This is a genomic window from Sphingobacterium sp. FBM7-1, assembly GCF_020687765.1.
In the GTDB taxonomy this organism is placed as follows: domain Bacteria; phylum Bacteroidota; class Bacteroidia; order Sphingobacteriales; family Sphingobacteriaceae; genus Sphingobacterium.
Genome location: NZ_JAJEWJ010000001.1, coordinates 180,747 through 206,198, shown reverse-complemented (window position 1 = coordinate 206,198; position 25,452 = coordinate 180,747). Strand labels below are relative to the sequence as shown.

Sequence of the window (25,452 nt, the reverse complement as noted above, 5' to 3'; positions counted from 1 at the left end):
GTCTTTTAGTAACTTGTTTTAACCATCATTTTTTTATTATTGATCACAATGTATCTTCCTGAATTGTCCACAAGGTATTTGAATATGTACCCTTTGTTGTGATTGCATTCCAAGCGTAACACAAAACGAGCTGAAGTAGATGAACCTAGATCGACATTGATAAAGCTCCAAGATGCTACTCCTTTGTACCTCAATCGGAACGCTTCACCCCAATCAATTACTTGCAGGTCAAATTCACCGTTAAAGTCTATCAGAGACAAAAAGTCCTTTTTCTGCTTTCGGTAATCAACCATATTAGAAGCCGTAATCAGAAACGGAACTTCAAAAGTTTGGGTTTGATAAACTACAGGTGATTCCGTATCATAGTCACGCCCATTCTGATCAGACCATTCATTGAAAAAAGGTTCTTTAGGAATTGGTGGGATTTCAAAAACTTGCAACCCACCATCTTCAAGATAAACCCCAAAGGCATCCCTTAGATCAAATCCATTTATCAGGACACTAACCGCCATATTTGCCCCCTTTCGTATTGGTATTAATTGCCTTCAGCTCTGTAACTGCATTCTTTAACTCAGTCACGGTATTTGCCGTATTATCTCTAATTTCTTCCTGAACTTTTAAACTTTGCACAAGTGTTCTGTAGGTGCTTTGAATGAAGTCTAAGGATTTTTGGATTAGCTGATACTTTTGTTTGTTCAGATCATAGTCAGCACGGTTGATCCCCATGAGTTCCGTACCTGTTTGCTCTGAGATACGTTCAATACCTGAAGTCGCTAAAGAGTTAGAAGAACTGGTTGTATTGAAGATGTCCAAACCTTGCTGTTTAGCTGCTTCCTTAGCTGCTTCCATCCACTTGTAATAATTCTCACCAGCTGAACCAGCATCCTTCAGAAACTGAGCAAAAACATCAATTACATCACCTTCCTCGCCAAATAGTAAAGTGTCTGTCAATTGATCTTCAAATTGTTTAAAGATTTCGTCAAATGCTTTGGAGAATAAGAGCTGTGACATCATATCTTCCAAAACCTTGTTAACGGTTTTACCCATTGCTAAAGCAGCCGATTCACCTTGCTTAAAATATTCGACAAGGTTGTTCCGCATATCAGAGCCTAATGATCCTGTAAGCTCCTGAACTACCTCTTTTATTTGCGCTCTAGCTTCCTCAATCTTTTCAATCCATTCAAGAACACCCTCAATCATTTGCTTGGTGTTCGCATCGACCGCCTTATCATTGTTCAAAGACGTAAGCAAAGCTTTTACATCTCTTAAATCTTGTGGCTCTGACGATGTCAGCACATCCGCAACCTCTTTTGGAAGATTGGTGTATAAATCCTCATACTTAGGCTTTTTCTTTTTTCCCCCAAATAAACCAGTAAAGAAACCTACAACAGCACCAACAGCACCCCCGATCAGCGTACCAATGACTGGTAAAACTGAACCAATAGTAGCACCAATAACAGCACCGCTTACCGCTCCCGAACCAATATTTTTCCAATCAACGGCATTTTCTAAACCTTTGCTTATTTTCCCTTTTTGGGATAGCTCAATGACTGCTTTTTGATAATTTTTGATCGCATCTTCAGCAGCTAACATGCCATCCTTCATCCTGCCTACATAATCCTTCAGATAGATGCTTTCACCTAATTGGGATTGCAAACGGATTTGATCATTCAGGCTTAGATTGTATTCACGTTGTAAATCAATAATTGCCCTGTAATATTCTTCTTCAGCTTGTTTTCTTTCAGCAGCTGCATTTGCCACCATACTGATCAGGTCTACAGCTGAACTTATAGCAGCTGCATATTTTTCGGAACTGGTTGCATTCTTGTCAAAAGCAACTGATAAATTATCAATACCATTAGCCAAGCCTGAAAGAAATTGACCAGCATTGCTAATTAGGCTGTTTCCAAACGCATCACCTAAATTTGAAAGACTTTCACCAAGTTGGCTAACTGAAAACGCTATCCTCTGAAGAAGCTGAAGCATATTGCTCAAACCATCTTGATTGATTTGGTCAATTTCCTCCTGAGTTTCCTGAAGCTTATCATTGACCGCTTTAATTTCCTCTGCACTCGCTCCAACCTTTTTTAAACGTACCAACTCATCAGCCAGCTTTCTGTATTGCTTTTGAAGATTTGCGAGCGTTGCAGCTCTAGCACCAAGTTTGGCAGTTGATTGAGCATTTGTTAATGCTGATTCAAGTTCATTGCGGAATTGTGGTGTTAAATCTTCACGAGCTAACAAGTCTTTTATAACTTTGATTTGCGCACGAATACCAGCAGTTGTGATGACTAATTGCTGTTTAGCTGCTTGGATCAGGATTCGGTTTTTCCTAGCTTCAGTTTCGTTCAACTGGTCAATTTCATCCTGTCTAGCCTGTTTTAGAAGTTCTTTCTTTTCTTCAGACATTTGCTCACCTTGTGCTTTGTACAGCCTTTGGTATTTTTCATTGATGTCTGCAAGTTTATCACCGTATGTTTTGGTAAGATTAAACGATTCTAAAAAGGCTTTATCCTCCAAAGCTTGCTTACTTTGGTTGTATTCCTTTAAAAGCTCTAAAAGCTTATTTAACCGTTCCGTCTCAGCTCCTGTCAATCCAACCGTGTACTGTTTACCCTGAAGCGCATTTATTTCACCAGTTACATCACGGTAATAGTTTTTTATCTTGGATAGTTCAGAAGCAAAACGCTTATCAGCTTCCTTTTCACTCGATGAAGTTTTAAATTCCTCATATTCCTGAACCAGCTTTTTACGCTCATTCAATGATTCTGAAAGCTTATTCGTTTCATGCCTATACCTCAGGTCACTCATTGCCCTTTGCTCAATAGGATCAACAGCAGAAACGTCAATTAAATCAATCGGAGATTTTTTGTTTTTGGCATTGTACTCAGCAATCTTTTTATTTTCGTCCTGAAGCACACGTCTGAGATCAGCAAACTTTTGCTTTAATGCCTCAATCTCCTGTTGATCATTTTCAAATGACTTAACCCTGTATTCAGCATCAATTTCCTGAATTTTTTCAAGGGCTTCCTTTCTGATATTGACAATACGCTTGTAGGCGTTTTCTATGGCGGTTGTATTAACTTTTTTAGGATCATCACCGAAAACAGATATACCCATCTTACCAGCTATCTCAGATGCTTTTTTAAGAAAGTTGTCAGCAATTTTGGTTTGTGCATCCTCAGTTTTCTTAGCTTCAGCGATTGCAGCATCACGGGTTGCATTCCCCATTCGCTCCATATCCTTTTTAGCTTGCGCATCAACTTGATCAACATCGTACCTCATTCCGGGACCACCAAGTCCAGGCATTCTGTTCAGACCATCAACAAATTTTTGCCAGCCAGTCAAAGATTCTTCAGCGGTTTTTATTCTAGCTTGCTCAGCTTCATAAGCTCCTTTAGCTGCCTCCTGTAATGCGATGTTAGCAGCTGCTTTGTACATCGTCATTTTGACATAGTTTTGTGCATTGTCGATTAGGAAGCTTTCAACATCGTGGAGGGTTTTAACTTCACCTGTAGTTTTCCCAATGGTTTTATTGTACTCCTGTACAACAGCCTTTTTGGACACAAAACCTTTTTTAGCCAAATCGACTGCTATTTCAAGCCTTTTCACGTTTTGTACAGCTGTAGTGTATTCCGTACCAGCTAAAGAATTATGAAGGGCTTTATTCGCTTCCTCCAAAGCATTGATTTCTTTCTTAGCATTAAATAGACCTTTGATCCATTGACCGATTTCCTTTCCATAGGTTGTCATCAGGACAATACCGACCATCATAGCCGTTTGCCAGCTAAGTAAAGCTGATCCCAATTCCTTCCAGACCGATTTACCTTTTTTACCCGATGCTATAAGAGCTTCGTTCTCCTTTTTTACCCTAATGATTTCATCAGCGAAAATTGGAAGGTTGTTTGATATTGCCATCGCAAACGTCTGAAAGCCGTATGTCATGGCTGGCAATTCCCTAGTTAACTGATTGACGGAATTTTGCAGACCGTTCCAAGAACCACCGATGTTTTGCCCTTTTGTAAGCTTTGATATTTCGGAATTGATCAAACCAAGCTTTTGGCTGTACTTTTCCAAATTAGCTGGATTAGTCGCTTCCAACATTCCCTTTTCGTAAAGCTGGGCTGCACGGTACAAACGCTGTAAAATGCCCTCATTAGAAAGCATCGCATTCCCATGAGAATCAAAACCAGCCCGACCAGCCCGACCGACACGCACAAGCTCCTGCTCATAACGCTGAAGCTCTTTGTTTATGGAAGCAACCGACATAACGGAATTAGCCTTTTCAGCTTCATTCTTCAGTTCAGCCATACGTCTCCGCAAACGCTCCAAAATACCTTCACGTTCTTTCAGCGGAGCATTACCGCCCTTAGCCTCATCGTTGACAGATTTGACACCCTTGCGGATATCATCCGTTTCACGCTTAGCTTCAGGCGTATTAAATCTAAATTCTATATCTAATTGTCCGTCACTCATTGTTTAGTATTTGGTAGCTCATCGAAGCCCTTTAATTTTTGTTTCTTTTTACCGCTGGAACGCTGTACTCTTGGAGCATCAGCCAGCATCATTCTGATATTGATCCAGCTTCTTTTATAAAGTATTTCATCCCAACTGCATCCAGTTTCTTTTTGTGCTGTTATAATTGTTCCCCAAAGGCTATGTAGACCAACGGTCTTTAACTCCTCTGACTTTTTCTTTGGCTCGGATCGTTTGGTTTCGTCAGTCTCATCCCCTCTAACAATCCGATAGTATTCATAAAATCCTCTAGCCCTCCAAGCGTGATGATATGCATGATGTTCAAGAGAACGGAAAAAGGATAATGTTTTAATAATTGCTTTGCCAGCCATTTTCCAGCCAGCCAATTTCTTTTCCGACCTCGTAAAATGCCAATAGCGAGAATGCGACCGACCGTAAACCCATGATTTACCCTATACTTTAGACCATCTTCAACACTCATCTGCTCAAAGTCAACATCAGTTACCCCCATCTGCAAACGAAGTTTTGTTATACGCAAACAGACAGATGCAGTTGGATCGTGTAGAACAAGCGGAATCGTTTTGATTCGGAACAGCCTTAAAAAAAAGGGGGCAGGGATATCTAACCTGACCCCTTCTTCTAATATGGTCTGTGCTGCCTGTATTTCAGTAGCTGCCTCCATACTTATCCAGCATCTAATACACCGATGATCTCAGGAGCAATCCCAGCCTTTTTAGGTTGCAATACCGTCCAGCGCAATTCAATGTGATTAGGCTCACCAACACGGAAACGACCGATAACCTTAGCATTGATACGACAACGAGGATATGTATAAGGCATACCTTTGCCATCAATGATCTGAATAGCCTTTTCGATGTTTGGCGTGCCTGAAGGAGCATGGTACTGACCAGCAACTACAGCTCCTCCCAATAGATCAGCTCCAACCTCAGCAGTGACTTTGATAAGGTTTGCTACACCAGTTCTAAGACCAGCTTTTAATGAGGTTTCTAGTGGAGTGGATTCACCTTGTGCATAAAATGCATTTTCGGTCGGATCAGCCTGAGTGATTTCAATTGTATCTTCATGAACTTTCCCTGGGGATGTGAAGGCAGTCGCTAAACCACCATCTGCTGGAATGTCGGCAATCTTAAAGCCGTCAATCTCCATATCATAGCTTACTTCGTCTCTAAACATGATTTTAAATAGTTTTAAAAGGGTTTTAAAAGTTTGTTAATTACTCGTTTGGCAAAGTAGTTTCTTCAGTGCCTTCAACATCGTCCGAACCTTCAGGATCATTTGATTCAGCTTTCTTTTCATCAATTAAAGCCTTGACTTTTTCATCAGACCATTTGTGGTGTGGCTTGGTATCAAAAAGCTCAATGTATTCCTTTACCAAAGCATCACGATCGGTTTGAGAAGATCCATTTTCCGAACCTGTTGAACCTTCACTTCCTGAAAGGGTTTCTTTGATCTTTTCAATGATCTTGCTAACAGGATTGTGACGATGATAAACTTCAACAGTTCTATCCTTTAGTTTTTTCTTCCAGTCCTGTGCATAATGATCTGCACTGAAAACATTGCCATCAGAAGTGATGTAACAGGTGTTTTTATTACTGTTCTTTTGATTGGCAAAAAACGCCTTGGCTTCTTGCTCAAATTTTTTCTTATTATCTGCCATAAATCTTTTTATACAGTTTGAAAGCACCATATCCGACAAATCCCAAAAGGATCACTCCGAATATTTTGCCTAGATTGATAAATACTTTTTGAAAGAAGGTTAATTCTCGCTCGACTGGAACATTTACATACTGAGTTTCCTTAGTGTTCATTTCGGTCACCAGCTCTTCTATTCGAGCATGTAATTCAAGATTCTCAGTTTGACAGTCAACCATCAATTGTCCTAAATCGTCCAATTTGACTTTAGGAGCTTGCAACTGATTTTTCCCAGCACTTGAAATAGGATTCTTCAGTACAGGTTTATTGTTCACACATTCAATCCATGCCCTGTAATAAGAGCTATCCGCTTCAACCTCGATGACCGTATCACGGACTGTTTTTGTGACCAGCTTTTCTACTTCAACCGTTTTGGTTGAGGGAATTGTAATGGCTTGTTTGCTTTTGCATCCGATACACATAGCAATGATTGCCACGATTGCGAAAACTGCAATCTTTAGTTTTATAGTCGAAATTCTTCCTTTCATGCTACAATTAGTTTAAAGCCTTTTGGGGCAAGTTTTAAAATTCTGTCTAACGTTATTCTGCTGGATGTCACATCAAGGCTACCATCACCATTGATGTCCTTAAATTCCGAACCTACAAGGATGCACCCTAATATTTGAGTGTGATAATTTCCAGTGTGGATCAGGATATAAGTCCTGTTAGGCACATCCAAAATGTGGTAATGCTTAGAAAACTTTGGAGATGTGCGAGGAACAACATTGTATGTTCCTGAAGGAATACACGACTTTTGAAACTCATTGTTCCTCCACGGAAGCTCCAACGTTTTACACTTCATCAGTACCGTTCCTTTATCATCTTTCAGGATAAATTCACCTAGTGTCTGTTTATCCGTTTTAATGGTTCTGTTAATTTGTGCTATCATAACCTTGTTCCTTCTGTACTTTCTTTATTTGCTTCAACTCACTCAAAAGCCTTGCATTATCACGTCTGAGCGTTCCTATTTCCAGCTGTAGATTTTGAATCTGTAAACTTTGCTCTGCCAGCTCCTTTTTTAAATCCTGAGCTATTTCACGCCAAATAGCAACCGCCTTTTCAACTGATTCTAATTCGCTCTGGACGGCTTCAGCTGTTTGTTTACGTCTTCCAAAAAACCAACCTGAAAAAGCCCCAGCGATGCTAGTAATGAGAGGAATCAAAAGCGATTCTATTAGTTGCTCCATTTGCTAAGGATTAGAAGCGGGTCGCACGAAGCGTCCCCGCTATTGGTTTGGTTGATTAATTATTCTGCTGGCACTTGTTTTACCACACAAACACCTTCAAATTTTTCACGTTTTGCCCTTGCTCCAGCACGAACCAAGAATGAATAAATATCACCGTAGTAAGTTGCATCGTTTAGGTTTTCAAAGAATTTGATATCACCTAAGGCAAATTCAACGTTATTGCCGTTGTACAAAAGAATTCCTTCCACATCGGTTGTAGCAGCTTCAGCAGTCAAAGGTTTGAACGCACCAGCTGCATTCAACAATAACACTGTTGAACGTGTGAAAATCTTAAAGCCCTGGGCTTTGTACATGACACCATTACGGCGTTCCTCTTCTGTTACGCTTGCCATGTAAGTAGCTGTAACTTGACTGTCAGCAGGGAACATTTGCGCCTCAGCTTCAGCCGTAATTACTGCATACATGTGACCTTCACGCCATGTGCCTTGACGGATAAAGAATGATCTACCACGTTGCAAATCCTTCAGACTGTAAGCCTTTACATTTGCAACTGCTGTTGGAGCTGTTGGAGCAACGGCACTACCTTCAGTAGGCAAAATACTAGTTGCTGGAAGATTGGTTGTTGTTCCAATGGAAGCCGTAACCGTAGACAATAATACGTCCTCAGCAACATTTTGATTTAGGTTCGCCTGTTCATCCTGTAGAACCGATTGACGTTTATCATAAGAAAGCTCAACAGTATCTGCATTAGGAATCAAGATCGGATCAGAAGTGTACTCATTAATTTCATACGATGTCGGAATATCTGTACGGGTCTTAACGGTTGCTGGTAATGAACTTCTGTTTTTGACCACATCGCCAGCCCTGCCAGCTTGTGGAATGTGTACTGTTGTACCGTTGATGTTTTCCTTGTCAGCCTTTGAGAATGAATTAAGGAAAGTATTGTTCTTGTACAGGTTGTTTTGGATGTCCTTTGTCCAAATCTCTTTTTGGATAGCCATAAACAATGCAGCTTCAGGAGATTTGACGAATCCCAAAACAATACCCGAGACAATACCTACAGGAACGGAATAAACAATGTTCACACCTATCAAGGCAAACAACAACGCCACAACCAACACATTGTATAACAGGTTAAGCGGTTTGAATTCTAAATTTCTCATTTGATTTTAAATAGTTTTAAAGGGGTTTTAAAAGTTTGTTAATTACTGATTGATTTGTGGTTTAACCTTCGTACTCTTTGTCAAACTCAGCTTTAAAAAGCTCTTTGAACAAATTAGGATCATCAGATTTAAGCTTGATCAATAAGCCTTCCTGATCCAATTGTTCCCATGTCTTGTTTGCGTAAAGACTTACCTTGGCTTCCTTCTTTGTTTGGATTTGGCTCTGTACTGTTGGCGCACCTTGTTTGCCTCCCAAAATATTTGCAACTGAATCATAATCAGTCATTGCCAAAGTCACGAAATGTGGTTTTTCGTCAGCAGTGATTTTTCGGTCGTCTACTGCACCTTGAACTAACGTTTCCACTTTGGATGACAGCTGAATTTTTTCAGCATCATCAACCTTCTTTTGTAAGGCTTGATTTTGATTTTTAAGGTTGTCGATTTCGTTTTTTTGGGATGCAGCCAATTGAACTACTTCCATCACCTTTGTTTCAAATTGGTCAACTGACTTCACATCAGTTCCCAATATCGCTGCTGCCTTTGCAGCTGACAATTCGATTTTTTCCATATGTGATTTTTTATTATTGATAAGCAATGGGATTACAGCACTCGTGTCGCTGGATGAGAGTTCGATACGAGTATGATTGGAATCATACAAAGCGATGGATAAGGCATTATTATCTGCACCTATATCGGCAATACTGACTTCTTCGAGGATAGACCTTGCTAAGGTTTCACCTCTTTGCCCCTGAATGATCAGAGTTTCATCGGATGACCATTCGACAGGAAGCAAACCAGCCGAACCCATACGAAGTGTACCGTTCTCATATTTATTGTAAATAGACACGGCAAAATCGTCCGTATCATCAAAGACTGGCAAACCTGTCAAGCATTTACCAATACCGTCAATGGTTTCTATCTTCAGTTCAATGACGTTGCCCAAAGGAAGGATCACTTCATTCTTTTTCCCAAAAGCACGATAGTGCATCCAAAGTAAGATTGGGTTTCTTTCGTATTGTGCTAAGTCAACGCCTTCAACCAAAGCCCTGAAGCCATATTTGTTGACCTGTTCACTTAAAATTATTAGCCGTTTTGTCGCTTTTAACATCTGTCTTTTTCGCTATTGTTGGCACAAACCTACATCGACAAAAACAGTCAAAAAAATCGCCTTTTTGAATGCTAACACCCTGTGCAGTAAAAGCCTGTAATTATTGCCAGCTTTTAATTTTCCGATTTTTTACCCCTATATATAAGTGCCATTTTTGACCAGTTAACACGGTTTTTATGGCAAAAAATAGACTTAGCAAAGCAGAACTTCAGGAGAAAAGGGAACATGCAAAACTTCTTTTCATCCGTGAAAAATTAACCCAAAAGGAGATTTCCAGACGGCTTCAGATTACTGAAGGAACAATCAGTAAATGGTCAAACGAGGATAATTGGGAACAAGCAAAAAAGAGCATCATGATGACTAGGGAGGATCAACTTAGACAGATGATGGATGAGCTGGAAATTCTAAACACTGAGATTGCAACTGGTGGTAGAGGATATGCAACAAAAGAACAAGCCTATATCCGAGACACATTGATCCAAAACATTAAGAAGCTTGAAACGGATGTTTCCGCATCAGAGGTATTTGATGTTGCAACCAAAATGATCAGTCATTACAGAGGTATTGACTTAGACAAAGCTAAAGCACTTACAGAGGATTTTGATGGATATATTAAAACGCTTTTAAGATAATGGCAGCACAAAAGTTTACAAACAAACAGATATCCATAAAATGGGAGGACTTTGCCAAAGAAATGAGGCAAGCGACACCCATTGACATCCATGAAACTCCAACGCAAAAACAAAAGCGGATCGCTCGCTTAGAAAAAGAAGGGAATGAAGTGGAGTGGATGAAGTACTATTTCCCGAATTTCTGTAAAGCGGATTTTGCACCATTCCATTTAAAAACGTTTCGAAGGCTGATCAAAAACAAAAGATGGTTTGAGCTTTTAATGTGGGCTCGTGAATTGGCAAAATCTACCTCAGTGATGTTGATCGTGTTATACTTGGTTTTAGTAAGAAAAGAACTAAGGAACATACTTCTTGTTTCCAACAGCTTCGATAACGCTGTTCGTTTATTGATGCCATACAAATTAAGTCTTGAATGCAACCAACGCCTGATAAATGACTATGGAACTCAGGAGAAGTTAGGATCATGGACGGACGGCGAATTTACAACCAAAAGCGGTGTGAGCTTTCGTGCATTGGGTGCAGGTCAATCGCCTCGTGGTACACGTAATGAAAATTTTAGGGTTGATTGCATCCTGATCGATGATATTGATACAGATGAAGAATGCAGAAACCCACGCAGGATCATTGAAAAATTCAAATGGATTCAAGAAGCATTAATCCCAACGGTATCCGTTTCGGGCAATTATCGGATCATAGTGTGTGGGAACAAGATCGCAAAAGTATGTGTCGTTTCGCTTTGTGAGAAATTGGCTGACTATGTACATCAGGTAAATATTAGGGATAAGAATGGTAAAAGCTCATGGTTAGCAAAAAACAGTGAAGAAGATATTGACAAAATTCTCTCATTGATTTCTTATGCTTCAGCTCAGAAAGAATACTTCAATAACCCCATTTCAGAAGGGACGGTATTCAAGGAGATGAACTATAAAAAATTACCGCCATTATCACAATACAAATGGCTGGTGTGCTATACTGACCCTTCATTTAAAGATTCCAAGAAAAACGACTTTAAAGCAACTGTCTTGGTAGGAAGATGGAAAGACGAATTCCATGTTATTAAAGCCTTCTGTGATCAGACCACTACTGCCAATATGATTGAATGGCATTATCAGATAGCGGAATTGGTTGCAGACCGTGTGCCAGTTTATTACATGATGGAAGCCAATTTTATTCAAGACACGCTTATAAACAAGTTTTATGAGTATTCCAGCGAGCACGATAAAAAGATCATCCCACTAAAAGGAGATCAGCGAAAAAAGGCTGACAAATTCACTCGGATTGAAACCCTATTAGAGCCATTGAACCGAAACGAAAAGCTATGGCTTAATGAAAAGGAAAAAGAAAGCCTGCACATGCAAAGGCTGGAAGAACAATTTTTAGCTATCGAAGCTGGTAGTTCAGCTCATGACGATGCTCCCGATGCAGTAGAAGGAGCTGTATGGGTAATCAATAACAAAAGCATTCACAACGCAGATAACATTCAAACTATATCAACCAGCCAAAACGGCTCTAAACGTATCGCATAATATGGGACTAATAACACCTGAAGATTTTTACACGCACATGTACAGCGGAACTATCGAAGCTATTTCCGATGGTAACGAAGAAAGTTTAGCTGAAGCAATTGACACGGCAATAAGTGAAGCATTTGGCTATTTATCAAGATTTGACCTTGATGCAATCATGACCAGTGACGACCGTAAGACATACGCCAACCTTAGAACATGGCTAAAAGATATTGCCAAATGGCATTTTATAAACATCTGTAATGTTGCCACTGATTTGGAATTAGCAAAAGAGCGTTATGATGATGCCATTGAAAGACTGAAGGACATTCAAAAAGGAATAGTAACGCCTAAAGGCTGGGCATTGCCTCAGGATGAAAATGACCAATCAGGAGCTTTCACTGTATCCAGTAGACCTAAACGAGAAAACTATTATTAACAATGGCAAAGAACAACAGACAAAGAACAAAACAGAAAATTGTTGCTGGAAAGAATACTTCAGCACCGATTATCCAAAATATTTCAATTCAACCTTTTGCAAGGCAAAGTCAGGATATATCCAGCTGGAGGAATGCAACCCGATCAGCGGAATCACATATTCCAAGACGTGTTTACTTGTATGATCTGTATCACGACATCTCCACAACTGATGGACAGATCATAGCGGTATGGGGCAAACGTCAGGATGCAATCACAACAGCAAATTGGGAATTCACGGATAAAGATGGTAATCCCGTAGATGAAATAAACGAGCTTATTGACTGTATAGGCTTTGAGGATTTATTAAAGGAAATAATAGATTCCAAAGCTTGGGGTTATTCGATGTGCGAACCTACCTTTTTCATTAATGAAAACGGTCAGAATGAATTTGAACTTTATTCAGTACCAAAGAAGCACATGAGACCTGAAAGGGGATTCATTGTAAAACACCAAACGGATGATGAAGGAATAAATATCAACGATGGTATTTATAACAAAACCATCATGAAATTTGGTAAGGCAAATGATTTGGGGCTTTTGCTTTCTGCTGCTATGTACTCAATCTATAAAAGAGGCAGTACATCCGATTGGGCTGAATTCATTGAAATTTTTGGACGTGGTATCATTGATGCTGAATGGGACGGATTTGATGAAGGACAACGTCAGCAACTTGCAAAAGCAATCCGTGAAATGGGATCAGGAGGAATCATGATCCGACCTTCAGGAACTAAGGTTGATATCAAGAACAATACAGGTAATGCCAACGGTCAGCTTCAAGACACTTTTGTCAGTAAAATGGATGCGTACATTTCAAAGGTTCTTTTGGGATCAACCGAAACAACAGATTCCAGCACAAGAAGCGGTTACGCACAAGCCGAAATACACCAAAAAGAAGATCAGAAAAAAAATGAATCCGATCTTCAGTTTGTAAGACGTTCATTGAACTCGCAGTTCATCAAAATTTTGAAGGCTGCTGGATTTGATACCAAAGGAGGAACGTTTGTCATTAAAAAAGATAAGAACCTTGATAAGACCTCCTATGAAATACACAAGTCCATGCGTAAAGATTTGGGAATACCAATTGACGATGATTTTTATTACGAAGAATATGGAGTAAGAAAGCCCGATAACTATGAAGAATTAAAAAACGAGCTTGAAGATAGTAAGAACAAAGCTTTAGAAGCTAAATCCGATAACAAAAATGCAGTTACCCCCGAACTTTCAGAGGAAGAAAACACCGACACTCCTACCGAAAACAAGGTGGATAAACTCAAAAAGCTATCTTGGTTCAGGAGGTTGTTACAGCTTTTTCACCCAGCCCCGACAGCACAAAACAGACAGCTAGTCGGGGCGTTTGGAGATCACCACACGAGTAAAATACAGTTAGCAAAATTCACCGCTTCCAAAGCTTTTGACACCATTAAAGATGATGTCATCCAAAGAGCTTGGATTGCAAAAGGGACATTGAATTTTGATACCCAGCTGTATGAATTCACGGCTACGACTTTAACGATGGGTTTTGTTCAGGGATGGAAAACAAAGCCAACGAAGTTAATGGATTTGGGCTTTTCGTATGATGTAAACGATCCAGCAACGTTAACAGCCTACGAGATGAATCTCTTTAGGTTCGCTGGTGCTAAGACACTATATGAAGCCCAGCAATTAAATGAGTTGTTCCGTAAAGCAAAATCATTCCGTGAATTCTATGACACGGCAAGCTCAATGCTGGACGTTCACAATAAAGCTTGGCTGGAAACCGAATACAACACGGCTATTGCAGCAGGTGAAATGGCTTCTACTTACAATAGGCTGATGAAGCAAACGGATAATTTCCCTTACTGGCAGTATAAGACTGTTGCAGATGAGAGGGTACGTCATTCACACGCTTTATTGCACGATATTATATTACCGTGGAATCACCCAGCATGGAAGTACATTTTACCTCCCAACGATTGGAATTGTCGTTGCTGGATTGTTCCAAGAACTAAAGCTGAGGTTACGGATGAAGAATTGAAAGCTTCAGAAGAAAAGGTTAAACTGTATTTGGATAGCCCAGAATTTAAGAAAGCAGCTAAAGGGGGTTGGGGTATAAACAGAGCGGACAAAGGCCAGGTATTTACCGAAAACCAACACTATACAACGGATTATCTTGATGTAACCAAACGGATGAATAATCTAGGCTATAAGGATTGGGGTCTAAAACCGCTGGATCAAAATTTCAATGCAAAACAGTTCAGTCCCAAATTTGGTGAAGATCAGATTGAAGATGCAATTGAATATTTTACAGACAAACTCAAAAAGGTTACATCCAAGAAGTTTGGTATTACCGACTATAACAATAGGATCATTACCATTGATAAAGCAACTTTAAAATCTCATACAAATACACGGTATCAAAAGTACAGGACTAGGCATCTGTATTTATCTGAAGTGGAAAACATTTTAACCGCTCCTGATGAAGTATGGCTACAGAATTACCGAAACCAAAAGTATCAATCGTTTATATACCTGAAGTATTATAATGATCAAGCTGTTGTAGTGGTTTGTACGCTAACGGATAGTTTAGAGCTGAAAATCGAAACATGGCACAAGCTGGATGATACAAGGCTTAGAAGGGGATTGCTTATTAAGAATTAAAGCCATTAGCGTTAACTAATGGCTTTAATTAAGGTTGTGTAAAGTACCACGTTGGAAAACCAGTCATGAGCCACTGCTCAACCTATTTAACAGTCTCTCATTTACACGAGGTAGTATTACAATACAAATATAGCAAATAGTATGGATAAGTTTGATAAACAGCTTGAAGCATTATTTAAAAAGATTGACACAAAGATAGAATTAGCACCTCAGCTGGTTGCTGAAACCGCTTTGGAACATTTTCAAAATGCCTTGCTAAAGAAAGAATGGGACGGAAAGCCTTACCAGCCTTATAAGGACAAAAAAAGAGAGCCGTCAAGAGGATCACTGATGTACCGTACTGGAAATTTATTTCGGACACTTAGGATCAATTACGTTTATCATGATAGGGCTGGTCTATCTGCTGGCTCATCAAGAGTGCTATACGCTAAAGCACACAACGAAGGTGAAACCATCCAGCACAAAGGAGGAGTAAAACACATTACATTCAAGAAACATACAAGAGGAAAATTTAAAGGAAAAACACTATTCTCCAAAAACAATGAACGTGCATCCTTCAGCCAAAAAGCTTCAGTTGGCGCATATTCCATCACACTTCCTAAACGTCAATTTATGGGCAAAAGTCAAAGCCTAATAACGGATATTAAAACAAGATTTAAAACTAATTTTAAAACCCTTTAAAAAATGAAAGAAATATTTAAAAACACATTGTTAAAATTGGACACACTGGATAGTATAGCATTTATTGACAGAGATCGGGGGCAACTCGAAGGCTACAATCAAAGACCTGAAGTAAAATTCCCATGTGCATTGATTAAGGTAAATATTCCAAGACGTGAAAATTTGAACGCTATGATCCAACGGGCAACCTGTCAAATTCAAATCCGTGTAGCATTTGAAAAGCTTATCGACCAAAACAATTTAAACGCCTCACAACGGCTCGAAAAAGCTTTAGAGTATTACGACACCATTGAAGAGATTGAAAGCTTGTTTCAGGGCTTAAAATTAGGTAAAACGGAAAAATGGGAATGCACCAGCATAATTGATGAAGATAGAGCGGATTTTGATGTAGTGCGAATTACTTTTGCGACTGGTTTTGTCAAGGAATATCTATAAAAAAGCGGTTATTTACCGCTTTTTAACTTTGGTTTTCCGAGTGATGCTAATTTTTCATTTAAGTCGTTCCTTCTTGCCTCCAGCTTTTTGGGTTGAACAAATGTAAAATCAAACAATGCTTCAATAACCTCTACAAGCCATTCCGCTTCTCCATCTTCAACATCAACGACAACGCCAGTTTCAGAGTTTTTAAGAGGATGAGCAGCGATATTCCCAATCCATCTAACAGCATCCACAGCATCTGAAATATATGTTGGTATTGACGGCAAGGAAATGAATTTATGTATCTCTGCATCTAACGTTCTTTCGCTTATAGCATAGTGTTCCCTTATAATGTTTTGTAAAATTCTTCTAGACATTGCAGCAGACGATTTCCGACTTACTGGTAACACATCTATAGATTCTTTATACTCTCCATATAAATTTTCCGGTATATAGTCTGGCTTCATTGTTCGACTATATTGAGGGTAAACAATCTCTTCAAAAATGGGCGTGTCCACATTGTGTTTACCAAAAGCCCATCCTTTTTGACCATATTGTACCCCGACGATCAATTTTCTACAGATTGGACATTCATTATAATAAATTTGCTTAGCTAAATCATTTTCCCTGTCTTCTTCAAATAATTCAGTAGTTTTCCAGTGGATGAGAGGATCCTTAAAACAATAAGGACATTTAATAGTTGATTCGTAAAATGGCATACTAAATAGATTATCTTAACAAATCTATATAATTAATTCCAGACAAATTGAGGGTATTTTTCTCTAAGCTCTTTTTTTGAAGGCTTATTGTAGACTATATCTTTTAATAAATCGGCATAATCAACAAGTCTGGTCATGATGGTAGAAGCGGAAACAAAAAATTCTTTTTCCATAGTAGCAACGGCATCATCCATGCGTACACGAAGTATTTCATAATGGTAGTAGTAGCGGTAACACATACAAATATCACGATCCTGCGTATAAACTCCTTTGATGCTTTTACGGCTCGATTCGGATTTTATAGCAGTCGGAAAAATTTGAGTAATGGTTTGGCTTCCTCTTATCATTAATACAAAAATATATCAAATTCCAACACCAAGTTAACCGAGTTTTAAAGCATAAAAAAAGCCCCTAATTCATAGGGGCTTACATTTACCAAGTGGAATAGTTTTTTATTTCTTTATCTAACCATCCAACCCAATTATTGAAATACTTTTCTACATCTTCTTTCAACCATTCATTTTTTAGATTACCATCATAATCCCATATTCCATTTGTTTTGCCTATTTTCTTTCTGTTTGCAACTAAAAAGAAATTATATCCGCTTAAACTTTCTTGTTTAAATAGGACTGAGGGTATCTCAATACGAATTTTAGAATCTTTAAAATCCAATAAAACTACATAGTCAACGCTGTATTTTTGCTTTTCAAGAGCTGTCAGTTTATTTACAGAAATGATATTGCTGTTAGCGTTCACTTTTATTGATGCATTTTCCACGGCATCAATCACATGTTCAGGAGAATTATAAAGCTTATTTAACGCACTCAATGTAGCTTTATATAATTCCGATTGTGGAACTTGATAATCCAAAACAATGAAGTGATTTGAGGTATCATTAGCATCCCTTATGCCATCCTGTGTAAGTTGTATTTGAGCATTTACGGTAATGCAAGCTATAAGTATAAAAAGAGTTAACAGAGTTTTCATATTACGAATATATAACTTTTAAATCCCTTTTAAATGCTTTAAATACATGTTTTCAAATGCAGACACTAAAGCAGGAAGTTCGTTTTCGGTATATTGATCTAAACGCTTACTCAGATAGCCATAATTGATGCACCAATTGTTGACCCTATTCATATCTATTTTACCGCTTGGAAGCTCCCAGCTCATTTCATGAGCCATAGATAATATCTTACGTCTCATTTTGTTTGCTGGTGACTGAAATTGAACGTGACCACTGGTCAAAGCTTTAATTACTTCTTTGGCTTCTTCAAATTGTAATTCCCGAATGCTGGTGGTTCTACCATCAGTATAGCTGTAAATGATTTCTTCTTTGGTATCATCATCCAGCTTTAATCGGCTAACTAAGTAGCCGATCATTGCATTTTGTTTTTTAGTACTTGATATTTGTTTCATCATTAAACCCTTTCCGCTTTCCAGTCAACATTCCAATAGCCCTTTTTAAAATAGTTTTCAGGGTCACACTTACCTCTATAGCCAGTACGTTCTAAATATTCCTCATACGGCTTGATATTGCGAATAGCTAATAGCTTTTCAGCATCTTTTAATTTCTTGAAAATAGGTTCACACCTGATCTTATTTATTTTTTTTCCATACCTATTCCAAAATGCATCAAAGCTGATATCTTCAGGTAGTTCCTCCAAATATCCTTTAACCTTTCTTTTGTATTCTGACAATTGACTTTCATGGATTGGAAGGAAGTCCCAAAACCAAGAAAATTGCTTTTCGGTCATTATAGCATCATTCTCCACAAGAGACAATAAACCATCTTCGTTATAGCCTAAAACCACTTGACCTTTAAAACTGTCTGATGTTAACACGAATCTTTTCATTGCATTTACCCCACTACTTTTAATTTATTGTTTGCATCTACCCCCTTACTTTCAACAGGAACTTTTTTCGATACCCCTTGCTTTTCATTCTCCGATTCTTCAAATAGCTCCGCTTGTTGGTTTTGGTTTTTACATTTTACCTTACTCTTTGGATCAAAGAAAAGTGGGTTTAGCTCTCTCGCTTTTTTCTCCCAAATTACAAATGGATCAAAGCCCCCAAAGCGATTTTTTAAGGGAGTAGCTATATACTTTGAAACGAAAATAAACATGCCACCATCAAAGATGATATCACGTGCAATGGACTTTCTTGGATTTCCTGAAGGATCAGTATGGCAGATGAAAATAAACGTCTTTTTCCCTTCATATTTCTCTTTCAAGTATAAATAATCTTCCTTCTTCCAGTTGGTGTAATCAATACTGTCAATGAATACATATTCAGAGCTTCCACGCTTTTCAAGATATGCGTCCAAATCTTCCAAAAAACTAACCCCCTGAGGTAAATTAGCTATCGGGTCAATTGGGATAAATAAGCCTGAAACCTCTTCCATATTGTTACGCATGGTCGCTGTTTGCAAGTCAAACCCATGCCTTTGCTCATACGACCACCAAGAAGCCTTTACCCCGAAACGCTCACAAAACATTTTAGCCAATCGGATGCAAAATTCAGTTTTACCATTACCGCTAAAACCGCCAATTACACAAGTAAAGAACTTTGGTATATTACCCAGAGTAGGTTTAAATTGAGAACCTTCTAAATCGAGTAATTTGAATGTTTTCTGATGAAATTGTTTTATTCCTAATGCTTTCATTTGCCCTTTTCGTTGTTAATTATTGTAGTCGGTATTCTATACCTATGCACGTTAAAATAATCCACCATTGATATCACGCTATCATCAGCTGGATCGCTGTTCAATTTCAGAGTATCGCTAAATCCATGTACAAAGCCCGCCACTAAATTAATTTCACCAGCACTAACTACTTGTATTTCGCTATCACCCCAATAATTTGAAATGACTTTAGTAATTGCTTCAGCAATGTCTTTATGCACTAATTCTTTAGGAAAGATAATCGGATACATAGTTACATTATCATCGTCCATAGAGGATGACAATGTTCTTTGAATCATAATGTACTTCATATAAATCCCTCCTTTGATCTTAAATAAACAACCTTAGTTTCTTTACGGATCGGCTTCACAAAGGCAGCCTTAAAAGTGTCAGAACCTCTACCATCAGACACGCTTGCAGGAATGCACCAATTAGAATAGGTTTGGTAGTTTGTGACCTTCTTTTCATGTTCTACCATTTCCCAAACCACCTTGTTTTTGTCATTCAGGAAATAGAAACGGTCGCCAATTTGCAGATTGTCAGCCGTTGTTACTTCATTCTTTTTCATATTTATTCGCTTTAGTTTACTTGTCAATATCACGTCTACATGATGGACATATTTTCTGATGCCATCTTGCATCATACACCTCGCCACAATGGGGACATGTCCACCATATTTCGTGGTTAAATTCAGGCATTAAATTACCGTATCCCCAATGCATCAATAATATTGGAGGCAATTGCCATTCAGATTGATTAAAACTGATTTGATTATCCATGTTATTTCGCTTTATTAATATTTTGAACCCAACAGCGGTAACGATCCGCTGTACGTTCCATACTTGGGTTTATCATTCGTTTTAATGATATTCAGGATTATCATCAGTTACACTGATAGCTTAGCGAAGTTTAACAGGATTGGACACCATTCCCCGTCATCACTACGGTAGTAGTATTCTGCATAAAATTTGGTGTTATCGGGTACAATTGACTCTTGTAATAGTTCAATACCTTTGTGCCAATGCTCATTGTTGAAATCGTTTTTCATACCGATAAGCTTTAATACAAGGTTCTTATCCAACGCACCTTTTTTACGTTCTAACAGTGATCGAATAAGTTTGGAAGTGTTACTTCCTTCAGGATATTCAGAGGTTAAAAAATCCAATATATGAGCTTCAGCCTGTGTGGCTCTTTCGTCAAATCGAGTATTGTCCGACCTTTTATATACTACTCTATATTGACCATCAGCCGTGTCTAAAGTCACATTACCTTTGCCGTTAGCATGGCGGTCACTATGCTCTTGTAGCATCTTATAAAGGGTTTCAATCATCTCAAATGATGAATTCTTAAATCCTGTCAATTGCTCATTTAGCGATAATGCATAGGATATCATGTTGCTAATAGCCTCATCTCGTAAAGTCTCGTATGCCTCACGAGCCTTCTGTTTTTTATCGTTAGCCTCAGCTCTTTTTTGTGCTGCTATTGCTTCGATTTCTTCTAATGTCAGTTCATTTACTGGTTTGCTTAAAATTGTAGTTTCCATATTATTTTGAATTTATTTGTGCTTTTAATGGGCTTTCGCCTTTGTTTAATAGTTTCAATCCTTCCTGAAGCTTATTCAGCCTCTCATTAAGTTCTCGTAGCCTACTAATCATTTCTGATTTTTCGGTTTGACCAACGTGAGGCTTATCACGTAGCCAATTTTCTATGACTGCTATCTGTGTTAATAAGTCTTCCATATTCTTGATCTAATTTTATGTAAATAGTATCCAGTTGAATTTCTTCGTATAAGTAGCCATGTGGTATGGGAAAGTTTGAAATGAACACATGCATCGCCAAAGCTTCTTGCTCCCCAAATTTGATGCTCCAACCTTCTTTAGTGGCAGTAGCACGCTCTACACGTGTACGGATTCGGCTATAAAATTTATATACGATATCGTAAACCAGTTTTTCAGCTGGATTGGATGGTTTGTTTTCATCCAACATCAATCGAATAATTAACTCAACAGCTTCAAGCTGATTTCTGGTCATTTTCATCTTCATAATCGCTATCCTCCACGGCTTTCACCGCCTTTAAATACATATCCTTAAATTTTCTATTGTAGGAAAGAAGATCATTGAACACCTCTACACAGTGGTTTGCAATGTTATTACGTGACCATTCTGTAAACAGGGATGCTATTTCATTGGTACTATAACCTTCCTCCCTTAGGATGGCAATCGTTATATAGCGAGCATACAACACATCCGTTTTCTTTCCTTTGGTTAAAATATCCTCAACACTATAGCCCAACTCCTGAGCTATAAGCTTTAAAATGTTACGCCTTTTCATATTGTCCTTTAGTCATTGGGATCACTACTTCTTTATGGAAGATATCTTCCAGCACTACAGCATGGGGTTTAAAGTCTGCGTGCAGTGGATCATGCACATCATCATAGAGCTTAGCCCACTGATCTCTTGGAACTTCTTTAGTGTATTCCAAGAAACGAGTATCCCAGCGTTGCCAATGGTTCAACCACCATTTCCAAAAGATGCGAGCATTCATAAATTCGGGCTGCCATTCACCAACTTCAATCACATCCGTTAAATAATGGATTCCAGCATCTAACCACATATCGTGATAATCTTCTTCTGAAATACCCAGCTTACGCATGACCAGCTCACGGTTTACCTGCTGTATAGTCTTAACCTTGTTAATCCAGCTTGTTTTAGTGTTTGTCATTTCCATTATGCAGCTCCTTTCTTGCGTTTATAAGCCAATACAAGACGTTTAACCCTTCTGATATCCCTTTCACTGTCATTCACTATTCTAATGGCTTCAAGCTCATCATTCACACCGTTCAACATGGCTATTCGCTTTAGTTCCTCATCGGTATTGTGAGGCAACTCAATGAACTTTCTACCAATACGGCTTAATATCTCCTTAAACCCTTTCTTATTGATTGCAACGCCTTTTTGTATTCTCTTTTTAAGGTGATCCGTTGCCTGAAGAACCAAGCCACATTTACCTTCAGTTTCATTGTAGATTGTAATGAAGAAGTAAAGCACCTGATCACTGATCTTATCCGCTTCATCCAATATGATTAGAGGTGATTCAGCCCTCAATATGGCTTCCAGTACCACGGTCATCATTTCATAGACCGTATATCCTCCGCTGTCTTTACCCATAGCCTGTAGCAATTCGCTCAAAAAGGTTTTGCGGTTCAAATGCTCTTTACATTTTAGGATATACACGTTTTCATTGCTGGAAAAAATCTTTGCTGGCTCTGTCTTTCCGCTTCCTTCAGGAGCGACAATACAGAAAACCTCACTGAAACGCTTAGCATCCATATACAGCTGATGCATCATGCTCATACGTCTTGTATCGGTCAATACTTTCCACTCGTTGCCGTTTGCGGAAACTTGTTTCTGAATGCTTATCCACATACTATCACCTATGTTATCCCACTTTCCAGCAAGAATATTGGATATAGTAGCATTGCTTACATTCGTCAATTGCTTAGATGCAGCGTTTTGGCTTCCGACTTTCTGCACAAATTGGTACAAGTCGTTTTTAATTTGTTCTTTTGTGGTTGTATTCATTTTTATTCGCTTTATTAATGTGTACACTTTGCACTCTCACGGTTGCAGCCGTGGGAGTTTTTACATTAGATTATAAATGTCAAATCCTTCATCGTTATCCTCATCTTTCTGAGGTTCAACAGGTACTTTAAATTCTTCTTTTGGCATTGGTAACGCTTCTTTTTTACCGTATAGCTGTTGTAGATATCCAGCTTCAGCACCATTTTTCAAATCCTTTAAAAGGACACCAGCCTGTAGCAAGCTTTCAGGGTTGATGTTTGAGCCATCCAAAGCTTTTAGCTTATCCTGAAGCACCGAGGTTAGGCGTGTTGATATTTCCTCTTTATTATCCCAATCCTGTTGTATCCGTTTTCTATCTCCTTCCTGATAATCAGCTATTGCAGATGGGCGTTCGTCATATTGTCCAGCGACAAACCGTAAACCGCTACCATCCGTGATCAATACTTCATTTAGGTTAGACGGATCATAGAACACATCTACTTTTGCACCGTTATATTTCCATATCACTTCATTAGGAAGATCGAAACGCAATTTTTGCCCTGAAACAGTCCATTCAATACCTTTGGAAGATATCTTTAAAGGTTCACCAGCACGTTTTTTACCAACAATGGAAAGCTTTGTAGCTGTATCAATATGATTTTTACGGCTCTTATCGCTATTTCTGAATGCTTCCAGCCATTCAGCTTGACGGCTGATCCCTGTTTTTGGATTAGCCTTTGTTCGCATCAAATTGATAAAGCCCTCGATGATCGTTGGCATTTCAGTTATTGAAGGATGGTTTTTGGCATTTTGTGCAACAAACTCAGGGTTTAAGCTCTCTTTAGCCTTTACGTTGTAGCCAGCATAATTATTGAATGGAAGGGCTTTTAATACTTGATGCCATTCTTTACCGAAAGAACGTTCGATATATTTACCCTGAGGAACTTTGTGGGCTTGTGGTGTGAATTTACCCCCAACTTTGCGATAAAATTCACCAAGCTCATTCTTCATTTTCACATCCAGCCCCCAACGGTCAGTTTGCAACTGGTGTGATAGGTAGTAACCGCCAGTAAGCTCGTAAATATGATTTATAGCATTTCGGAATGCTTCATAAATCAGTTCATGCGTTGAGTTATCTCCATACGCATAGCCTAGTATATAATCATTGAAGGTATCAATGACAACATATAATACAGGACGGTAATAGTGGTTTTTCTTTGTAGCACCAGCGTTATCCTTATATTCTACAGTAAAGAAAAGGTCAAGGTTGTTATCATCACTGTTTAGCAATAGCAATGGAGCTGAAGCACGTTTACGTTTGATCTCTTTGGTATATTGGTTATAAGCTGCTTTAGCACCGTCACGCGTGGCTTTTATAATATGCTCATTTTGCCTACGTATATACCCAACAGCCCCAGCCGTGATAGTTTCTTTTTCATTGTCAACAGCATATTTATTATATGCAGCAGCTATTACAGTATCATCATGCTTTCTTGGATCGCTCAGGAGCTTTAATAATAATGCTTCACCTTCTTCATCCGTTTTCTTTGCATTTGAGTTACCAAAACGATGTTTTTCAATAAGCATTTCATATTTGTCACTCGCATCAACATAAGAGTTGAATTCTTTAAGTTTCTCCTTTAGCCTTTTTGGATTGGCAGGAAGTGCAATCTTTTCCTTTACGACCAATTCCCCTACAACATCCCAAAACTCCATTACGGATATATTTAAAGCTTGTTTTAAAGCTCTTTTATCTGTTGTGAATTTACCCAGCATATTGAGCCAGTTAACAGCTTTAGTATATCGGTCAACATAGTTTATTTGCGCTTTACCCATAGCATCTAAATCACTTGCAGGCAACTTAGTGCCATTAGGAAGGACATAATCAGTGTAGAATTTTTGCGCTTGGTAATCCCAATCTATTAGGTCTAAAATGGGTTGTTTGGCTAAATAGTCATAAGGATTTCCATAGTGTTTTACTATAGTTTCTTTTCGGTTTGGTTTCAGGGATTCAAATTCAATAAACACTTTGCGACCATTACCACCAATACCGTGAACAACGATATTATTACGTTTCTTATCGGATTTATATATTTCTATACCGAACAAGCTAACGTATTCGTCATATGTCAAACACAGGATATTATTGTTAATGTATTGCATAATTAATTACTTGGTAGATTCGACTACCTTTTGAACTTCTTTTACCCCCATATCAACAGCTTGTATTAAAAGCTGATCTACTAAAACCACCTGTTGGCAGGTCTTACCTCTGCCACTTTTTCCTATTACACCAGTGCGAACCTTTTTCACCGTTGATTCGGAACATCCCACTATCCGTGCAGTGACAACCGCTGGAATAATGATTCCATCCGAAATCGCAGAAAATTGGCACAACTCGTTTTTGTTTTTCATATATTCGCTTTATTAATGTTCCTTTGCGTTCACAATTATACAGACAATATTCTGTATAAACAAAAATAATAGAG

The 25,452-nt window shown here is 38.6% G+C and carries 31 protein-coding genes; 6 read left to right on the top strand and 25 right to left on the bottom strand.

Annotated features, from left to right (window positions below; all coding sequences use genetic code 11):
* Positions 1-5: 5 nt before the first annotated feature.
* From LKO28_RS01020 to LKO28_RS00975, 10 genes are all read right to left on the bottom strand, one after another.
* The gene (locus LKO28_RS01020) at positions 6-512 is read right to left on the bottom strand and encodes a hypothetical protein (protein WP_227692653.1); all 507 of its coding nucleotides are present in this window, start codon (positions 510-512) and stop codon (positions 6-8) included.
* On the bottom strand, positions 502-4,476 hold the full coding sequence (locus LKO28_RS01015) for a hypothetical protein (RefSeq protein ID WP_227692652.1): 3,975 nt from the start codon (positions 4,474-4,476) through the stop codon (positions 502-504). The genes LKO28_RS01020 and LKO28_RS01015 overlap by 11 nt, the downstream gene beginning before the upstream one ends.
* 199 nt (positions 4,477-4,675) lie before the next feature.
* Complete coding sequence (locus LKO28_RS01010) at positions 4,676-5,158, bottom strand: hypothetical protein (protein ID WP_227692651.1); 483 nt, start codon at positions 5,156-5,158, stop codon at positions 4,676-4,678.
* A gap of 2 nt (positions 5,159-5,160) precedes the next feature.
* Positions 5,161-5,670, bottom strand: coding sequence for a hypothetical protein (locus tag LKO28_RS01005; protein ID WP_227692650.1), 510 nt, complete (start codon positions 5,668-5,670; stop codon positions 5,161-5,163).
* 40 nt (positions 5,671-5,710) lie between these two features.
* Positions 5,711-6,154 carry a hypothetical protein gene (locus tag LKO28_RS01000; protein ID WP_227692649.1) on the bottom strand — a complete coding sequence of 148 codons (444 nt, stop codon included), beginning with the start codon at positions 6,152-6,154 and terminating at the stop codon, positions 5,711-5,713.
* The gene (locus tag LKO28_RS00995) at positions 6,144-6,677 is read right to left on the bottom strand and encodes a hypothetical protein (protein WP_227692648.1); all 534 of its coding nucleotides are present in this window, start codon (positions 6,675-6,677) and stop codon (positions 6,144-6,146) included. Before LKO28_RS00995 ends, LKO28_RS01000 begins: the two co-directional genes overlap by 11 nt.
* The gene (locus tag LKO28_RS00990; RefSeq protein ID WP_227692647.1) at positions 6,674-7,078 is read right to left on the bottom strand and encodes a DUF5675 family protein; all 405 of its coding nucleotides are present in this window, start codon (positions 7,076-7,078) and stop codon (positions 6,674-6,676) included. The genes LKO28_RS00995 and LKO28_RS00990 overlap by 4 nt, the downstream gene beginning before the upstream one ends.
* Positions 7,062-7,376, bottom strand: coding sequence for a hypothetical protein (locus LKO28_RS00985; protein ID WP_227692646.1), 315 nt, complete (start codon positions 7,374-7,376; stop codon positions 7,062-7,064). Before LKO28_RS00985 ends, LKO28_RS00990 begins: the two co-directional genes overlap by 17 nt.
* A 59-nt stretch (positions 7,377-7,435) precedes the next feature.
* Positions 7,436-8,539 (bottom strand): hypothetical protein, encoded by a 1,104-nt coding sequence (locus LKO28_RS00980; RefSeq protein ID WP_227692645.1) that lies wholly within the window; start codon positions 8,537-8,539, stop codon positions 7,436-7,438.
* Between the two features lie 61 nt (positions 8,540-8,600).
* Complete coding sequence (locus LKO28_RS00975) at positions 8,601-9,647, bottom strand: hypothetical protein (protein WP_227692644.1); 1,047 nt, start codon at positions 9,645-9,647, stop codon at positions 8,601-8,603.
* A gap of 176 nt (positions 9,648-9,823) precedes the next feature.
* Between LKO28_RS00975 and LKO28_RS00970 the strand changes: the two genes are divergently transcribed.
* From LKO28_RS00970 to LKO28_RS00945, 6 genes are all read left to right on the top strand, one after another.
* Positions 9,824-10,279, top strand: coding sequence for a terminase gpP N-terminus-related DNA-binding protein (locus LKO28_RS00970; RefSeq protein ID WP_138090393.1), 456 nt, complete (start codon positions 9,824-9,826; stop codon positions 10,277-10,279).
* A complete protein-coding gene (locus LKO28_RS00965; protein ID WP_227692643.1) occupies positions 10,279-11,805 on the top strand; it encodes a hypothetical protein in 1,527 nt (508 codons plus the stop codon). Before LKO28_RS00970 ends, LKO28_RS00965 begins: the two co-directional genes overlap by 1 nt.
* A gap of 1 nt (position 11,806) precedes the next feature.
* Positions 11,807-12,223 (top strand): phage protein Gp36 family protein, encoded by a 417-nt coding sequence (locus LKO28_RS00960; RefSeq protein WP_227692642.1) that lies wholly within the window; start codon positions 11,807-11,809, stop codon positions 12,221-12,223.
* 2 nt (positions 12,224-12,225) lie between these two features.
* Positions 12,226-14,901, top strand: a complete 2,676-nt coding sequence (locus LKO28_RS00955) for a DUF935 family protein (RefSeq protein ID WP_227692641.1) — start codon at positions 12,226-12,228, stop codon at positions 14,899-14,901.
* Positions 14,902-15,042: 141 nt separating this feature from the next.
* Positions 15,043-15,582: a phage virion morphogenesis protein gene (locus LKO28_RS00950; protein WP_227692640.1), complete on the top strand. Its 540-nt coding sequence runs from the start codon at positions 15,043-15,045 to the stop codon at positions 15,580-15,582.
* Between the two features lie 3 nt (positions 15,583-15,585).
* On the top strand, positions 15,586-16,017 hold the full coding sequence (locus LKO28_RS00945; RefSeq protein ID WP_227692639.1) for a hypothetical protein: 432 nt from the start codon (positions 15,586-15,588) through the stop codon (positions 16,015-16,017).
* An 8-nt stretch (positions 16,018-16,025) separates the two neighbouring features.
* On the opposite strand, the gene LKO28_RS00940 is transcribed toward LKO28_RS00945, so the two are convergent.
* The 15 genes from LKO28_RS00940 to LKO28_RS00870 all read right to left on the bottom strand — a co-directional run bounded on the left by LKO28_RS00940 (position 16,026) and on the right by LKO28_RS00870 (position 25,378).
* Positions 16,026-16,718 carry a DUF4145 domain-containing protein gene (locus LKO28_RS00940; protein WP_227692638.1) on the bottom strand — a complete coding sequence of 231 codons (693 nt, stop codon included), beginning with the start codon at positions 16,716-16,718 and terminating at the stop codon, positions 16,026-16,028.
* A 32-nt stretch (positions 16,719-16,750) separates the two neighbouring features.
* Entirely contained in the window at positions 16,751-17,065 is a 315-nt protein-coding gene (locus LKO28_RS00935) for a hypothetical protein (RefSeq protein ID WP_138090408.1), read from the bottom strand.
* Positions 17,066-17,150: 85 nt separating this feature from the next.
* Positions 17,151-17,705, bottom strand: a complete 555-nt coding sequence (locus tag LKO28_RS00930; protein WP_227692637.1) for a hypothetical protein — start codon at positions 17,703-17,705, stop codon at positions 17,151-17,153.
* An 18-nt stretch (positions 17,706-17,723) separates the two neighbouring features.
* Positions 17,724-18,140 (bottom strand): hypothetical protein, encoded by a 417-nt coding sequence (locus tag LKO28_RS00925; RefSeq protein WP_227692636.1) that lies wholly within the window; start codon positions 18,138-18,140, stop codon positions 17,724-17,726.
* Positions 18,140-18,574, bottom strand: a complete 435-nt coding sequence (locus LKO28_RS00920; RefSeq protein WP_138090416.1) for a hypothetical protein — start codon at positions 18,572-18,574, stop codon at positions 18,140-18,142. Before LKO28_RS00920 ends, LKO28_RS00925 begins: the two co-directional genes overlap by 1 nt.
* A gap of 5 nt (positions 18,575-18,579) precedes the next feature.
* Positions 18,580-19,383, bottom strand: coding sequence for a hypothetical protein (locus tag LKO28_RS00915; protein WP_227692635.1), 804 nt, complete (start codon positions 19,381-19,383; stop codon positions 18,580-18,582).
* Positions 19,380-19,700, bottom strand: coding sequence for a hypothetical protein (locus LKO28_RS00910; RefSeq protein WP_227692634.1), 321 nt, complete (start codon positions 19,698-19,700; stop codon positions 19,380-19,382). Before LKO28_RS00910 ends, LKO28_RS00915 begins: the two co-directional genes overlap by 4 nt.
* 8 nt (positions 19,701-19,708) lie before the next feature.
* Positions 19,709-19,969 (bottom strand): hypothetical protein, encoded by a 261-nt coding sequence (locus LKO28_RS00905; protein ID WP_227692633.1) that lies wholly within the window; start codon positions 19,967-19,969, stop codon positions 19,709-19,711.
* A 318-nt stretch (positions 19,970-20,287) separates the two neighbouring features.
* Positions 20,288-20,944, bottom strand: a complete 657-nt coding sequence (locus tag LKO28_RS00900; RefSeq protein ID WP_227692632.1) for a DUF3164 family protein — start codon at positions 20,942-20,944, stop codon at positions 20,288-20,290.
* A 146-nt stretch (positions 20,945-21,090) separates the two neighbouring features.
* Entirely contained in the window at positions 21,091-21,432 is a 342-nt protein-coding gene (locus tag LKO28_RS00895) for a hypothetical protein (RefSeq protein WP_227692631.1), read from the bottom strand.
* Positions 21,413-21,733 carry a helix-turn-helix domain-containing protein gene (locus LKO28_RS00890; RefSeq protein WP_138090434.1) on the bottom strand — a complete coding sequence of 107 codons (321 nt, stop codon included), beginning with the start codon at positions 21,731-21,733 and terminating at the stop codon, positions 21,413-21,415. The genes LKO28_RS00895 and LKO28_RS00890 overlap by 20 nt, the downstream gene beginning before the upstream one ends.
* Positions 21,720-22,130: a hypothetical protein gene (locus tag LKO28_RS00885; protein ID WP_227692630.1), complete on the bottom strand. Its 411-nt coding sequence runs from the start codon at positions 22,128-22,130 to the stop codon at positions 21,720-21,722. The genes LKO28_RS00890 and LKO28_RS00885 overlap by 14 nt, the downstream gene beginning before the upstream one ends.
* On the bottom strand, positions 22,130-22,984 hold the full coding sequence (locus LKO28_RS00880; protein WP_227692629.1) for an ATP-binding protein: 855 nt from the start codon (positions 22,982-22,984) through the stop codon (positions 22,130-22,132). Before LKO28_RS00880 ends, LKO28_RS00885 begins: the two co-directional genes overlap by 1 nt.
* 60 nt (positions 22,985-23,044) lie before the next feature.
* Entirely contained in the window at positions 23,045-25,126 is a 2,082-nt protein-coding gene (locus LKO28_RS00875; protein WP_227692628.1) for a hypothetical protein, read from the bottom strand.
* A gap of 6 nt (positions 25,127-25,132) precedes the next feature.
* Positions 25,133-25,378: a hypothetical protein gene (locus tag LKO28_RS00870; protein ID WP_227692627.1), complete on the bottom strand. Its 246-nt coding sequence runs from the start codon at positions 25,376-25,378 to the stop codon at positions 25,133-25,135.
* Positions 25,379-25,452: the final 74 nt, after the last annotated feature.

Excerpts from the sequence above, each read along its gene's own strand:
- LKO28_RS01020 (WP_227692653.1), bottom strand. The coding sequence starts at position 512 with ATGGCGGTTAGTGTCCTGATAAATGGATTTGATCTAAGGGATGCCTTT.
- LKO28_RS01015 (WP_227692652.1), bottom strand. The coding sequence starts at position 4,476 with ATGAGTGACGGACAATTAGATATAGAATTTAGATTTAATACGCCTGAA.
- LKO28_RS01010 (WP_227692651.1), bottom strand. The coding sequence starts at position 5,158 with ATGGAGGCAGCTACTGAAATACAGGCAGCACAGACCATATTAGAAGAA.
- LKO28_RS01005 (WP_227692650.1), bottom strand. The coding sequence starts at position 5,670 with ATGTTTAGAGACGAAGTAAGCTATGATATGGAGATTGACGGCTTTAAG.
- LKO28_RS01000 (WP_227692649.1), bottom strand. The coding sequence starts at position 6,154 with ATGGCAGATAATAAGAAAAAATTTGAGCAAGAAGCCAAGGCGTTTTTT.
- LKO28_RS00995 (WP_227692648.1), bottom strand. The coding sequence starts at position 6,677 with ATGAAAGGAAGAATTTCGACTATAAAACTAAAGATTGCAGTTTTCGCA.
- LKO28_RS00990 (WP_227692647.1), bottom strand. The coding sequence starts at position 7,078 with ATGATAGCACAAATTAACAGAACCATTAAAACGGATAAACAGACACTA.
- LKO28_RS00985 (WP_227692646.1), bottom strand. The coding sequence starts at position 7,376 with ATGGAGCAACTAATAGAATCGCTTTTGATTCCTCTCATTACTAGCATC.
- LKO28_RS00980 (WP_227692645.1), bottom strand. The coding sequence starts at position 8,539 with ATGAGAAATTTAGAATTCAAACCGCTTAACCTGTTATACAATGTGTTG.
- LKO28_RS00975 (WP_227692644.1), bottom strand. The coding sequence starts at position 9,647 with ATGTTAAAAGCGACAAAACGGCTAATAATTTTAAGTGAACAGGTCAAC.
- LKO28_RS00970 (WP_138090393.1), top strand. The coding sequence starts at position 9,824 with ATGGCAAAAAATAGACTTAGCAAAGCAGAACTTCAGGAGAAAAGGGAA.
- LKO28_RS00965 (WP_227692643.1), top strand. The coding sequence starts at position 10,279 with ATGGCAGCACAAAAGTTTACAAACAAACAGATATCCATAAAATGGGAG.
- LKO28_RS00960 (WP_227692642.1), top strand. The coding sequence starts at position 11,807 with ATGGGACTAATAACACCTGAAGATTTTTACACGCACATGTACAGCGGA.
- LKO28_RS00955 (WP_227692641.1), top strand. The coding sequence starts at position 12,226 with ATGGCAAAGAACAACAGACAAAGAACAAAACAGAAAATTGTTGCTGGA.
- LKO28_RS00950 (WP_227692640.1), top strand. The coding sequence starts at position 15,043 with ATGGATAAGTTTGATAAACAGCTTGAAGCATTATTTAAAAAGATTGAC.
- LKO28_RS00945 (WP_227692639.1), top strand. The coding sequence starts at position 15,586 with ATGAAAGAAATATTTAAAAACACATTGTTAAAATTGGACACACTGGAT.
- LKO28_RS00940 (WP_227692638.1), bottom strand. The coding sequence starts at position 16,718 with ATGCCATTTTACGAATCAACTATTAAATGTCCTTATTGTTTTAAGGAT.
- LKO28_RS00935 (WP_138090408.1), bottom strand. The coding sequence starts at position 17,065 with ATGATAAGAGGAAGCCAAACCATTACTCAAATTTTTCCGACTGCTATA.
- LKO28_RS00930 (WP_227692637.1), bottom strand. The coding sequence starts at position 17,705 with ATGAAAACTCTGTTAACTCTTTTTATACTTATAGCTTGCATTACCGTA.
- LKO28_RS00925 (WP_227692636.1), bottom strand. The coding sequence starts at position 18,140 with ATGATGAAACAAATATCAAGTACTAAAAAACAAAATGCAATGATCGGC.
- LKO28_RS00920 (WP_138090416.1), bottom strand. The coding sequence starts at position 18,574 with ATGAAAAGATTCGTGTTAACATCAGACAGTTTTAAAGGTCAAGTGGTT.
- LKO28_RS00915 (WP_227692635.1), bottom strand. The coding sequence starts at position 19,383 with ATGAAAGCATTAGGAATAAAACAATTTCATCAGAAAACATTCAAATTA.
- LKO28_RS00910 (WP_227692634.1), bottom strand. The coding sequence starts at position 19,700 with ATGATTCAAAGAACATTGTCATCCTCTATGGACGATGATAATGTAACT.
- LKO28_RS00905 (WP_227692633.1), bottom strand. The coding sequence starts at position 19,969 with ATGAAAAAGAATGAAGTAACAACGGCTGACAATCTGCAAATTGGCGAC.
- LKO28_RS00900 (WP_227692632.1), bottom strand. The coding sequence starts at position 20,944 with ATGGAAACTACAATTTTAAGCAAACCAGTAAATGAACTGACATTAGAA.
- LKO28_RS00895 (WP_227692631.1), bottom strand. The coding sequence starts at position 21,432 with ATGACCAGAAATCAGCTTGAAGCTGTTGAGTTAATTATTCGATTGATG.
- LKO28_RS00890 (WP_138090434.1), bottom strand. The coding sequence starts at position 21,733 with ATGAAAAGGCGTAACATTTTAAAGCTTATAGCTCAGGAGTTGGGCTAT.
- LKO28_RS00885 (WP_227692630.1), bottom strand. The coding sequence starts at position 22,130 with ATGGAAATGACAAACACTAAAACAAGCTGGATTAACAAGGTTAAGACT.
- LKO28_RS00880 (WP_227692629.1), bottom strand. The coding sequence starts at position 22,984 with ATGAATACAACCACAAAAGAACAAATTAAAAACGACTTGTACCAATTT.
- LKO28_RS00875 (WP_227692628.1), bottom strand. The coding sequence starts at position 25,126 with ATGCAATACATTAACAATAATATCCTGTGTTTGACATATGACGAATAC.
- LKO28_RS00870 (WP_227692627.1), bottom strand. The coding sequence starts at position 25,378 with ATGAAAAACAAAAACGAGTTGTGCCAATTTTCTGCGATTTCGGATGGA.